We start from the raw sequence: 14,139 nt of genomic DNA on the forward strand, positions 1-14,139 counted from the left end.
CTGTACGAAATGTATCTGCGCTCGGTTATGCGGCGTTGAAAACAGGCTCGGAATGCTCATTTACAACCCGTAAACTCCGCTTCCTCGCCTGTTTTCGCCTTGCCTAACCTTCGCTCGAAAACATTTCGTACAGACCCTAGTCCCCTGCCTGCCCCACGCACTTAAAAATCGTGCGCCATGGCACCCCAGTGCGTGTTTCTTTAAAGATCCATCCTAATGCGCTCAGTGCGGGTAGCTGACGGAGAACCGCACAGCCCGGTGCTAATTTCCTGAACGTTGCGTGAATCACTCACGCCACGCCAAGGAGTTGCATGCATGCCCAAGGAATACTCGCCGCTACTGGATTCACTCGTTGACTGGCCTGCTGAGCGGCAACACGAGCGAAAGACCTTCAAGACTGCCCTGCAAGCGCTTGACCTGTACTCGGTGTTCGACATCATCCGTTGGCCCAGGTCCGAATTTATCGAGCAACTGGCCAAACACTCTGAGGCCGATGGGGGTGAGGCTTACGACAACGCAGTCGGCTACGCCACCCAAATAGAGCGGCTGGACCGCGAGCGCAATGGCGAGGACACCGCCACACCCCGCAGCAAGCGCGGTTCCACAGGCGGGCCGCCCACCGCACCGACATACGCGGCACTGTTTGAAGACAACGGGGACGGTTTCTGCTCTGCACAATCGCTGGCAGCCGTCGACTCACCCGCCGCCTACCTGCGCGCCCTTTACCGGTTTGCGCTGCAAGTGGAACAAACAGGCAGGGGGACTCAGCCAAAGATCACCCTCGCCCAACGACGTCCGGCCTTCAAAAACCTGATCATTGATACACAGAACACCCACCACCCCTTTGCGCTGCTCACACTGGTCAATGAAACACTGAGTGAACATATCCAGGCCTGGCTGAACAACAACAGGGACCTCTACAAAGGGCTCACGATTGAGCAGGTGCTGGCTAAACTGCGTTATCCGTTTCAGTTGCCTTTCGACCTGACCCACCAGCAGTGCGTACTGGGCCTGGGGTCCAAAAAACCGGGCTTGGGCACCTTGAATTACCGCATCAGCCTGAAGCTGCCATACAACCAGCAGCCCGAGAACAAATACGGCACCGTGCAACAGGAAGCCTATGCCGCGCAGTGCTTGCTCACGCAATTGAGCCCCGCTCAGCAGAGCCTGTTAACCGACGAACCTTACACGTCAGGCCCTCATGAACACCTCACCCCCGAGGCGTTTCTAAAAGAGCACTACGGGCACAGCCAACCGATCTCGGAACAGCAGCAGTTCATGAGGCACACGGGGCTCAATGCACAGCAACTCAACGAGCTGCTTGCCCAAGGCAACGCCCAACCCCATTTGTCTGCCAACGTCACGCAAACCCCGGCCCAGGCCGCGCTGGACCGTACGATGGGTGCCCGTTTTATCAACGGCCCGTTAGATACGGCACCCAACAAACTGAGGCTGGCCCTGGATGGCTCCGGCCAATCGCAGTTGCAGCACGTCACGGTCCCCCACCTTGACCGCCTGCAGCGAATGATCCGCCTGCAACGCTGGCTCGACCTCCCTTTTGCTGAAGTCGACACCTTTCTCTACAGCACGATGGCCTGTGAGGGCAGCACCCAGCCTTCCTATGCAATCAACCATAACAACCTGCGTGCACTGGGGGTTTTTCGCTACCTGAGCCAACGCTACACCCTTGCACTGCCTACGTTTTCAGCCTGGCTTCACCTACTGCCCGTTCATGGGGTCGGGGCACGGCCAGCCTTGTTCGATGAGGTGTTCAACCCGCCTGGTGCAATCCATTCACCTTTAGCTCTGGACCACAGCCCGTTTACTGATGCCACGCTGTACCACGTGTGTGAAGTGCTAGGGCTTGATGACACCCCTTCGTCACTGGGCCTGATCAAAAGTCGTACGCAACAGTACCTCGGCCCGCTGGTACAGACTATCGCCACCGTTTCGAGCTTTTATCGCCAGGCAAGCATCGCCCGCCTGTTCGGTTTATCCGTCATGGCGTGCGACCAACTGGCTTACCTGCTGGGTGGCGAGGACTACCGCCAGCAATTGATCAAACCAGGCCTGCGGGCGACAGGCATTAATGTGCCTGCAGACTTTCTCGATGTGCTGATGCAACTGGACTGGGCCGTGTCCTGGCTCAAGGACACCGGCATGAGCGTGCAGCAACTGCGCCAACAACTGCTGCTGGAGCCCGAATCGGCCTCCTTGCAGGTAAAACTGCGGCTCAAGCAAGTCGACACGCTGCTGCAGGATTTCCAGCGCTATACCTTGCCTCACCAGGCTATTGAGGAACTGAACCTGCCTCAACCTGAAGCAGGTGCCAAACCCCTCTCACTGTCGTGGGGCATGCTATTGGCCAAAACCCTGCTTAAAACGCACGCCCATCTGCCACGCCAGCCAAAACTTGAAATCATCGAAAAGGCATTGGCTCAGGGGGTTGACCGCACGGTGACGCTAAGCCCTGTTGCCGAGCGCAACGAGGCACTCAAGGCGACCGTCAAACAATCGCTCAACTCAAAAGTGCAAGCCGCCTACACCGTATTGCAGCCCGTCAAGGAGACCATGGAAAACCTGCTCAAGGATACCTCGCAAGCAACAGCGCCTCCCGAGCAACTCAAGCACGCGCTCAAGCAGATAGCGCGCACATACGCCAATGCCCTTGGCAGTGATAAACCCGAAGAGACACTCAAACACCTGCTGCTGTTTTTGCCCGACGCCGAAACCTTACTGCAACTGCCGGTCAACCACGCAGCCCTGCAGACATTCCTGCTCAACCCGCACTGGCTGGATACCAAACACACCAACAGCTCAATACTGCGCCTGACATTAGGCACCCTGTATCTATTCCAGCGGTTCAGCCATTGCAGTCGCCATTACGGAATAGATCAGGAGACATTGCTGGATTACCTGAAGTTGGCCAACGTCTCATCTGCGCCTGCCACTGCGGCCACCGTGACGGCACAGGCCAATCGGCAATTGTCTGCCCTGCTGGGCTGGAACAGCAGCGAAGTGGCGGCACTGGTCAATCATCTTCCCGAGAAACGGGTGATTTCAATGGCCGAGCTGGACTGGCTAATGCGCTGCCACGAAATGAACACGCTGACCGGGCTGTCCGCCCCCAACCTGTTGCTGGCCACCGACTTGACCAGCACCTTTAGCTCGAACGACTGGACACAGGTGGCCAACGCCATCATGGCGACCCACTCATCCTCCCCCCGTCAAAGGAATGACCATGTCTGAGCACCTCCACCAGCAACTCAACGAACATTGGCGCGATGCAATGCTCGCGCTGTGCCTCACCCATACACTGACGCAACACACTCCCTTGCAGGCGTCAGCGCTCAAAAACAAGGAGGTCACTGCCGATGACCTTTATGCCTATTGGCTCATCGATGTTCAGGTCAGCCAGGCGGTGCCGACCAGCCGCGTCGCCAGCGCTATTGCCAGCCTTCAGCATTATATCAATGCCCTATCGCTGGGCCTTGAGCCGGGGTATGACCTACAGGGCATGTCAGCGCTGCAACACACAACATGGCGCGATGGCCTGCACGCCTACGCGGCCTGGCGCACGGCACAGCAGCTTCGTCATTTCCCGGCCAACTACTTGAACCCCTCCTTGCGACGCGACAAAACCGAAAACTTTCAACAACTTGAAAACGATATTTACCAATGCAGAATCCAGACAGACAGTGTACTGCCCGCCATTCAGCGCTATCTGGCACGCTTTGAAGAGATCGCGACCCTTAAAACACTCAACGGCTATATTGATGGCGACAAGGACCGTTTCGCCAACAGCGTTTACTACTTCATTGGCAAGTCAAACGTCGACAACACCTATTACTGGCGTTCCCTGGACATGTCCAGGCGCTGCATGCGCCAAGCCACGCTTGACGGTCAATTCTATAAACAGGATGCCCCTCAACCGGATGCCTGGTCTGCCTGGAAAAAAATCCCCCTGCTGGCCTCGCCAAACATTCCGGATCACAGTGTTCGCCCGGTTTACTTCAACAACCGGCTGTTTGTTGTCTGGGCGCAATGCGTATCCCCTACTCCCTCCACGTACAACACTGAATATTCTTGGGCACAGCTTGGAGAAACGGAGCAGGACTACAAGTTACGCCTTCAGGGCTTCCTTAAAAACAACTTTATTCAGTTCCGTCTTTATTACGCTTACTTGAAACACGACGGTAGTTGGAGTGGGCCTCAAGTATGCAGTGACGAATACTGTGTGATGAAGGAACTCAATCGGCTGAGTAAAGAAGCATTGATGCGTGCAACCGATACCGTCGCCATACTGGATACCAGCACCACGCCGGCTTCCTTGTTTTTGGGATTGAATGCCCATGCCACGCCTTCACAGGCCGTCAATAACAAGATCCGCAGTGACTTTTTCCAAGCGATTCGGATTAACCCTGATTTTTACACCGAACGGTTATTTTCAAGAGGCACGCTGCTTGACCTGAGACCCAACGCTCAACATGAAAAAACAGCCCGTCGGTATTTATCCCTATTTATCTATGGTAACGAACACAATTTTCACTTTCACGCCCCCGTCAGCGAAACCGTAGCGGTGCCAAAAGGAACCAATAGCGCTGCCGTTCTTGACTACCCCGATTGGAATTACGACGGCACCCAGGCGTATATCAGTGACCTGACAAACCTTGGCGATATTGTGTTCAATAGAACCTCTTCGGCACTGGAGGTGACCACACGGCTGGACAAGGCATTCCCCGAACATCGTACTCTTGAGTTCAAGTCACGCACGAGCAAAGCGGAATTTTACTTGAACCTGTCAACGCTTCATTCACCCGCCAACAACAGTGAGAAATTGGCACTGCAGAAGGGTTCAGAGCTCAGCATCACCTCCGACATTGGGTTGCCTTGTCGCTGGGTATCACTGACGGTCACCTGCCTGAAGACCGGGGCGACCTACAATAATCTGATTCACAAAGACAAACATGACACGTCCATGGGCGCGCAACACTTGCCACTTGAAACAGACCGTAACCAGTCAACCGTTCCATTAAAGGATTATTACATTGAGCCCGACGCCTTTAACTTTCTGTTCGAAAACACCAATACCGAATACCGCATCGCGGTGAGCTTTTACACCGAGCAAAAGGCGACAATTCCTTTCGAAAGTGACTGGGTCTTCAATACTGCAATTGCCACACTGTATGCACGCCACTACAAACCCGTCATCATTATTCCCAGAGACGAAAATAACCTTCTTCCAAAGAAGATCCATCGGGCAAACAGTTACATCGTCGGGGAGCCTAAAACCTCGCGACGGGAAATGAACGGCACGTTTTCAAGCCTGGCTTCGACGCACACGTTCAGTACTCATATTCAGTTGGACCCCACCACGCTTCGCCCTTTTGAAGAACACAGCAATGGTACGGCCCTTGCGCGGGCAATCACGATCATCCATGGCGTATTGATTTTAGATGTAAACACGCGGATCAACGATCGGCTTATCCGCGGCTATGCACTTAAAGCCCTTAGCCTGACCCTTCCCGAACAAGATGCTGCGCCCATCAGGCCCTTGTCGCCGAGGATTTCACGCCGAGTTTCACAACCCCATGGCACGGCAGAGTTCATCGACTTCAGCAACTCCATGATCAAGCTCAGTGACTCGCGTGTGGCAGATGCACAGCGGGCACCGATCCGCCTGAACACCTGCGTTACTCAGCAATTGAATAGCGCCGCCAGCATCAGCCTGGATCAACTGTTTTCGATGACCGCCAGTCACTGGCGAGAACCGGCTCTGGTCAGTCATGAACCACCAACGCTGCTGGACTTCCACGGTGCCTACGGTCACTATTTCTGGGAGTTGTTTCTTTACCTGCCCTGGCTGGTGGCCAGCCGGCTAAACATGGAGCAGCGTTACGCTGAAGCCGAAGCCTGGCTCAAGTACCTCTTCGACCCCAACAGCATGCCCGCACAGCAGCCCCCTGCTTACTGGCGGCTGCATGCCCTGACTCCGGACCAACCCGAACTCAGCTACGCCCGTAACCACCCGGACGACCCGAACCAGCTCGCTCTCAGTGCTCCAGTCTACTTTCGTCAGGCTTTGTACAGGCTGTATGTCGACATACAGCTTAATCGTGGCGATGCCGCGTATCGCCAAGCCAGCGCCGATAGCCTTGCTGAAGCCAAGTTGTGGTTTATGCGGGTCAAAAGCCTGCTCGGGCCCCGCCCGGTCAGCACCCTTGAAGAACCGTGGCAACCCATGACCCTTGAAGACTTGAGCGCCTCGCATTCCACTTCGCTGCGGCAACGGGAACTTCAGATGGGTCAACAGACCGCACCCGGCTACCCACTCTGCCGTGCACCTGCCAGTGATCCGCAACACCCTTTTGCACGTGACTCATCAGCCTTGTGTTTACCGCTTGATCCGGGGCTGGTAGCCCGGTGGGACACCGTTGACAGTCGACTGTTCAACCTTCGCCACCACCTCAGTATCAGCGGCAAACCCTTGCACCTTTCATTATTCGCCCCTGCGCTGCCCGCCCAATTGCTGCTGGAGCGCCTTGGCAGCCGTAACGGGATCACCCCTTCTGCAGCGCTCGGCTCGCAGCTCGCAGACATCGGCCACTACCGCTTCCAGGTCGTCCATGCCCACGCCATGAGCCGGGTAGACAACGTGATACAGCTGGGCCAAAGCCTGCTGTCACTGTTTGAGCGCAAGGACCAAACCGAACTGGCGCAACAACTGCAACAGCATGTCTGGGAGCTGGCACAGCTTGGCGTTGAGCAACAGATTCAGGGGATGCGCATCGATGAACACAACCACAAAGCCTTACTCGCGGGCAGGCGTGTGATCGAAGGCCGTATGCAGTACTTCGAAAAACGCCTCCAGGAGGGCATCTCAACAGCTGAATCACAAGCCAGCCAACAGTACCTTGAAAGTGCGCGATGGGAACTCGTCGCATCCGCGGCCCAGGCCGGTGCCGGGTTGGCGATGTTGATACCCAATATCTTCGGCACCTCTAACGGCGGCATTCGCTGGGAAGGGGCTTTTCATGCCATCCAGGCCGGCGCACAAGGTGCCGCCAATGAAAAACGCGCCAGCGCCAACCACCTCGAGCGTAACGAACAGTTCAACCGCCGGGCACAGGAGTGGGCTCAGGCACTGGAGCAGTGCCGTCTGGAACTCACTCAAGTTGACTTGCAGCTTGAAACGCAAGCGCAACAGACGGCCATGCTTGGCTTGCAACTCAGGCAGACGGAAAAAGCGATGCTGCACGCCCGTGATACCTATGAACTGCTTAATAAGCGCTTTACCAACGAGCAGCTGTATCAATGGTTCAACAGCCAGTTGGCAACCTTCTATTACCAGGCCTACGACGCCGCTCACGCGCTGTGCTTGAACGCACAAGCCTGCTGGCAGTACGAGCGGGCAGACTGGGACACGCGCTTTATCCAAAACAGTCGCTGGAACAATCAGTTCAGGGGCATGAGCGCGGGGGAGTCGCTAAAACTTGATTTGATGAAGATGCATGACGCTTACCTTCAACGTAATCAACGCGATCTGGAAATTAGAAAAACCGTGTCCTTGCGTCAGTTAAAGGGTAAAGACAGCACCGTCACGACCCATCTGGACTGGTCGGCGCTGCACCTTGAACTGCTCAAGAGTGGCAACGTGACGTTCGAGTTGACCAAGGCGCTGTTTGATGCCGATTACGATCACCACTACCTGCGCCGGATCAAGAGCATTAGCGTTTCCTTGCCCGCCACCCTGGGCCCTTACGAAGACATTCGTGCAACGCTGACTCAAACCTGGAACCAGATCCAGTTGACCAAAAGCCCAAGCAGTACACGCGAGAACATGCGGGTCAGAGAGCAAGTCGCGCTCTCTACCGGACTCAACGACAATGGCCTGTTTACCCTCAACTTCGACACCGACGAGCGCTACGTGCCCTTTGAATACACCGGGGCGGTGTCCAAATGGTGCCTGAAATTTTCCAAGCCGGACACACAGGCCGACATGCTCAAGTCCCTCAGTGACATCATTGTGCATGTGCACTACACCGCGAGAAGCACTGGAGGCCAGGGATGACGGCTCAACCCTCACACCGTGGTGATCTGCTAACACCGTCCTTACCCAAGGGCGGCGGGGCAATTCACAGTATCGGTACAGGATGGGGCGCGGTCGGCATGACCGGGACAGCGTCGTTTCAGGTACCGCTGCCCCTCTCACCTGGGCGCGGGTTTGCCCCCACCATCGCGCTGAGTTACCACAGCACACTGGGCAACGGCCCGTTCGGATTGGGTTGGAGCGCGTCGGCCGGTTCCATCAGCCGCAGTACCCTGCGCGGCGTTCCAGCCTATGACGATGATGATGTCTACATCGGCCCTGCTGGCGTTGAACTCAGGCCCGAACGCACGGCACTCGGTGCACCCGCCGTGCGCACTGTCGATCAGTTCAACACCCTGCCACTGGGCACCTCCTTTAACGTACTGCGTTACCTGCCGCGCCACGAAAGTTCTTTTGACCGCATTGAACACTGGTCTTGCACCACAGACACCGCGGGTTTCTGGCTGGTGCAGACGGCTGACGGGCATTGCCACCTTTTTGGTAAAACCGCTTCGGCACGCCTTGCTGATCCAACGGCACCGACTCATGTCGCACAGTGGCTGCTGGAAGAAAGCCTGAACCCACTCGGTGAACAGATTTACTACCAGTACAAAACCGATACGCAGCCCACGCCAGACCGAAACTTCAGCGCCCAGCGCTATCTGAGTCGTGTGTGTTACGCCAACCTAACGGCAAGGGGGCAACTGGCGCTCTGGACGGAAAATGACCCGGCACCCAGGCAGTGGCATTTCGAACTGGTGTTTGACTACGGTGAACGCACCACGGTGCCGAGCCAAGCGCCACCCTACCTCCCACAGCAGGACTGGCTTGAGCGCAGCGATCCTTTTTTCAGTTATGCCTATGGCTTTGAGCTGGGAAGCCGACGGCTGTGTCGGCAAATGCTGATGTTCCACAACTTCCCCGAAGAAACCGCCATGGGCCTCGACCCCGTACTGACACGGCGATTGCTGCTGGAGTACTCCACCACCGAGACCGGTATTAACCTATTGCATGCCGTGCATGAACAGGCCTGCGCTGCAAATGGCGACCTGAGTCACTGGCCGCCTCTGGAGCTGACCTACAGCCCTTTCACGCTGGCCCCCGACCCTGCGCACTACCGCCCTTTCGATGCCTTGCACGGCTCAAACAACAGCGAGGGCTACCAACTGCTTGACCTCTACAGCGACGGCTTGCCCGGCGTGCTTTTTCGCAATGACAAACACTGGCTTTACCGCGAGCCAATGCGCGGCGCTCAAGCATCCGATGCCCGTGAAGTGACCTATGGCCCCTTGCAAGCGCTCAAGCGCGCGCCCTTGTCTGACCTGGATGCACCGCTGCTGCAAGCGCTGACAGACCTCAACGGAGACGGGCAACTGGAGTGGGTCATCGCCCAACCGGGCATGAGCGGCTTTTTTACCCTTGAGCGTGACCGGCAATGGTCCGGGTTCGTGCCTTTTTCGGCCTTCCCGCAGGAGTTCTTCCACCCACAAGGCCACCTTGCCGACCTGATGGGCAACGGTATTCACGACCTGGCCCTGATCGGCAGCAACAGCGTGCGCCTTTACACCAACCTGGGCACGGCAGGCTTTGCAGCCGGTACGCACATTGCACACGAACACGAGGATGACCGGCTGCCGCTGCTCAGCAACAGCCCCACCGAACTGCTGGCCTTCAGCGATATTCTGGGCAGCGGCCAGCAGCACCTGGTGCGTATTCGTCACAACGAAATCAAATGCTGGCCAAACCTGGGCCGGGGCCGCTTTGGTAAAGGCTTTGTGTTTGCCTCACTGCCTTTTGCCTATGCCGACTTCGAGGCGTCGCGGGTGTTGTTGGCCGACCTCGATGGCTCCGGTGCCAGTGACGTGATCTACCTTGAGCCCGATCAAGCGCTGATTTTCATGAACCGTTGCGGTAACGGCTTACACAACGCGCCCACTTCGCTGCCTTGGCCCGACGGCGTTCGCCATGATCGCTTTTGCCACGTCAGCGCGGCGGACCTGCAAGGCTTGGGTTGCAGCAGCCTGATCCTGACGGTGACCCACCCGGCACCGCGCCACTGGCGCTACGACTTTGTCACTGAAAAGCCCTACCTGCTGACCGGCACGGATAACAACATGGGTGCCGTCGGCCGCTTGAGCTATCGCAGCAGCGCCCAAGAGTGGCTGGACGAAAAAGCCCAACACCGGGCCGCGACACCGCCACCGGCCTCTGGCCTGCCATTTGCGTTGCATCTGGTCAGCGAGCAACAGCAGTACGACCAGATCAGTGGCAACCAACTGACCCAACGCTTTACCTATCGGGACGCTTACTACGACAACGCTGAACGCCGGTTTCAGGGCTTCGGCCTGGTGCAGGCCACCGACACCGAGCAACCGCTCAAGCCGGCGTCCAACCCAAGCGCCACAGCCCCCCTGCTGCGCAAGACCTGGTTTCATACGGGCAAGGCAATCGACCCGCCTCGGGACGGTTTCTGGGCAGCCGACACCTTGGCCCATCAGATGGGGCTCACCCTGCTGACCCGTTTGGAGGCCGGCGCTACGCAGGACACCGTGGTGCCCCTGGCGTCTGCCACTGACCTGAGCGCCATGAAGCACGCCCTGAGCGGTAGGGTGCTGCGCGAAGAGGTCTATGCCGCAGATGATCCTGAGCCTTCACGCATCCCTTACACGGTCAGCCAACACCGCTATCTACTGCGCCAAGTGCAAGCGTGCGAGTGCCTGCTGGTGCTGCCTGTGGAATCACAGGTGTATCGCTACGAGCGCCAGGCTTCGGACCCGGCGTGCCAACACATGGTCCAGTTGCGCTGGGACCGTTATGGCAACCGAGTGCATGGGTTGACCGTTGATTACGCGAGACGCCAGCGCGCATCCGACCCGCCTCCGTTCAGTGACGCCCACCAGCAGACTTGGTGGCGCGACACCCACGACCCTGCGCAGCAGGTGCATTACATCAGTGAAATACGCGCCGCGTTCATTCATCTCGATGGCGCGGACCGCTGGCGGTTGGGGCTGCCTTACCGCCAGCGCAGCAATGCGCTGGTGTTTGAGAAGAACGCCCTGGCGCCGGAACGTATCCGCTATGAGTTGCTGATCGAGAACACCGCTGACAACCCCGTGGGCCCTGATGCCAAGCGCACCCTGAGCGGTTTATCGGTGCAGTATTACTGCATGCCTGGCAGCCTTTCTCCTCTGGCGACGGGCCAGGCCAGTTTTCAAGCGCTGGCGGCCTGCCAGGAAACCGCCGAACTGGACGAACAGGCGCTGACGGCCTATGACGATGTGAGCCGATTGAGCGGTCAACCCCCTTTCGACTTGACCCAAGCCCTTGAACAAGAGCACTACCAGGCCATGCCCCTGTTTTTATCCGCACGCGAGACGGACACATCGAATGTCACCCTGTGGTCACTCAAACAAGGCTATACCCGATACGCCCCTGAACACGGTTTCTACCGCCCCAACCAGCTGCAAGCCACCCAAAGCCACGCCACGACCAACATCGACCACGACCGTTACCACCTCCATGTCACCTCGGTCACGGCCATGGATGGCTGTATCACCAAAGCGGCGTACGACTACCGTTTGCTGCTGCCCATTGAGATCACCGACCCTCAAGGCAGCGTCCAGCAAGTTCGCTACGACGCGTTCGGCCAATTGCTGGTCAGCAGTGTTTACGGTCAAGAGCAGGGGAAACCCGTGGGGTTCGCGCCAGTAGCCGAGTACCAACGGCCCGCCGACGACAGCCCAAGCGCTGCCATCGCTAACCCTCACGCGGCGTTATTGAATGCCGCCAGCGCCTGCTTTTATGCGCCCTTCAGCTGGATGGGGCACATCGCGCCTTCCTCCCGGCGCGAGTACTGGATTGCGCAAGGTTACCTGACCGTTGGCGGTTACATCCGGGCCAGCACCCGCGCACAGTTGACCACGCTAAGCATGAGCGAGCCCGACTTGAGTGAGGCGGTACGTCAGTCAAGGCGTGAGCCGGTTCATGGTGCGGTACTGCGCGCGGATAACTACCCCACGATTGACCAAAGTGTGACTCGCGCTATCCATATCGACCTTACCTACAACGACGGTTTTGCCAGACCGCTGCAAACCTGCCGGAAAACCTCAGCGGGGGACGCTTACAGGCTGGATTCGATGGGACATCCATTGCTGGACACTCACGGCAAACCGCTGCTGGAGCAGTGCGAACAGCGCTGGCGGATCAGCGGTGGGGTCGAGTACAACAACAAGGGACTGGTAATTCGCAATTATTCACCCTACTTCGCTGACCAGTACCGTTACCTCCAGAACGGCACACTGCGCCAGCATGGCTACAGCGATCACGTGTTCTACGACCCGCTCGGGCGCCCTGTGCACAGGCTCAACACCAAAGGCCATTCCAGCCGAACCACTTATTGCACCTGGTACACCATCAATGAAGATGAAAACGATACAGCGCAGGATTGAAACGGCACAGTACAGCGGTTTGATGCCCGTTGGGCCGTTCATCCCCCTGTGAGCCAGTGTGCCTAAGGCAGACGGCGGCCCGTTCCGGGCCGCCGCTACAGGGTCAAGTGGGCTATTACGCCAGGTCAGTTGTTTTTCTTCGTTTGAAAGGAGGTACCGTCTTTGCGCCTTACCCGACTCCAGAGCGTGGGGTTGGTTTCCCAAGGGGCTGCGACACGTTTCCCACTCAAATAAAAAGCGACTTTATGGCCCAAGCTGGCTTTGTGCCGATATAAATGGCGCAACTCAGCCACCGTCACTAACGCTGCAGATCGGTCAGGGTCGATAACTTTCTGCAGGTCAAGGCCGTCAAGTATAAATCGCGCCGTACGTGCGCCCTGCCCCGTGATAATCAGGTCCAGCGCGGCCTTGCTGCCCCGGGTGACATTTTTCTGCACGATCTTATTGGCTGCCTGTTGGAGGCTATTTTCGGTCGTGGCATATTTTAAAAACGTTTTAGTGAACGCGTACCTGGACTGCTCATAGGCCTGTGAGTACTCGTGCGCAAACTCGACATCCTGCGGTCTTGACACCCACTTTTTATAATAACCCTTGTACAGTTCACCGATGTTAGCGTGATAAGCCTCACTGAAAGGCAACAGCCTTTTATTAATATACTGCTGGTATTCATCAAAGCTTTCGTCGACACGTCTCAAGCCCTCATCATCCGCCGCAACGTCAGCCAACTCCTCATACTTATCAATAAACTCAGCCGCCACTTGCCGATGAAGTTCCAGCACGTTAAGCATTTTTATAACCACCGCCTTGTCGGGTTGTAAAAACGGCCCCAGGTAATAACCCCGCTGCGTCAATCGCGAATAAAAGCTCAATTGGCTGGCAATGGCTTCACTTCGCCCAAAGTACAAATCGCCTTTGGCCGCACTGAATTCGCGTGCCAAATCACTTTGACGGCCGTCAGGATCTCTGCGTGAAGCAACGTTCGACTTGACGAAAGTGAAGAGGTTTAAACCCTCTGCGCCGCCCGCCGGATCCGGGCTTATCCAGCGGTGCAACCATGGCGCGTAATACCGGAAGCCGTAGTAATACAACCCCGTGGCATCGCGTTCCTTGCCGCTGTAGCGCACTGTTTTGTAGGTCGCCTCCAGCGCACTGCGGGCCGCCCACCACGCCGTCGCGCCGTAGGGGTAATACCCTTCCTGGCTGAGCAACGCCGCTTGCTCGTCCAGTTCCAGCGTGCAACTGCCCGTCAGGTCCGACAGGCCATAGCGCAGTTGTTCGTTGGCGGCCTGCGCCGGTAAACCGCGTTCCCACTGCAGCGCCCTGACCGTGGTGTGCCCCGCTTCCACCGACAGCACGTTCAACCATTGCCCCGTGGCCTCGTCACGGTGCAGCTCAAGCCCCGGCAAATACCTCACCTCACGACGATGGGACAGGCCTTTGGCTTTGCTCGATCGCCATTTCAACACCCGTTGCCCGGCCGCGTCGTACCCGTAACTTTCCTCGTCGGGGTCGCCGTCTTCGCGCACCACTTGGGTGACGTGCACCAGTTGGCTGCGTGCATTCCAGCTCACCATTTGCCCCCGCGCCAGCGCCTGTTGGTTG

At 57.4% G+C, this 14,139-nt stretch carries 4 protein-coding genes; 3 read left to right on the forward strand and 1 reads right to left on the reverse strand.

All coding sequences use genetic code 11. From position 1 onward, the window contains the following. Positions 1-315: 315 nt before the first annotated feature. Genes Q1W15_RS11590 through Q1W15_RS11600 form a run of 3 tightly spaced genes read left to right on the forward strand, consistent with a single transcriptional unit; the run spans position 316 to position 12,537 of the window. Entirely contained in the window at positions 316-3,249 is a 2,934-nt protein-coding gene (locus Q1W15_RS11590; protein ID WP_300728149.1) for a Tc toxin subunit A, read from the forward strand. Continuing rightward, positions 3,242-8,071: a neuraminidase-like domain-containing protein gene (locus Q1W15_RS11595; RefSeq protein WP_300728152.1), complete on the forward strand. Its 4,830-nt coding sequence runs from the start codon at positions 3,242-3,244 to the stop codon at positions 8,069-8,071. The genes Q1W15_RS11590 and Q1W15_RS11595 overlap by 8 nt, the downstream gene beginning before the upstream one ends. After that, a complete protein-coding gene (locus Q1W15_RS11600) occupies positions 8,068-12,537 on the forward strand; it encodes a SpvB/TcaC N-terminal domain-containing protein (protein WP_300728155.1) in 4,470 nt (1,489 codons plus the stop codon). Before Q1W15_RS11595 ends, Q1W15_RS11600 begins: the two co-directional genes overlap by 4 nt. A 125-nt stretch (positions 12,538-12,662) precedes the next feature. Here the strand turns inward: Q1W15_RS11600 and Q1W15_RS11605 are convergent. After that, positions 12,663-14,139: RHS repeat-associated core domain-containing protein (locus tag Q1W15_RS11605; RefSeq protein ID WP_300728158.1), on the reverse strand; the 1,477-nt coding region annotated here is incomplete at its 5' end.

The sequence above is a fragment of the Pseudomonas sp. genome (genome assembly GCF_030150285.1).
Taxonomy (GTDB): domain Bacteria; phylum Pseudomonadota; class Gammaproteobacteria; order Pseudomonadales; family Pseudomonadaceae; genus Aquipseudomonas.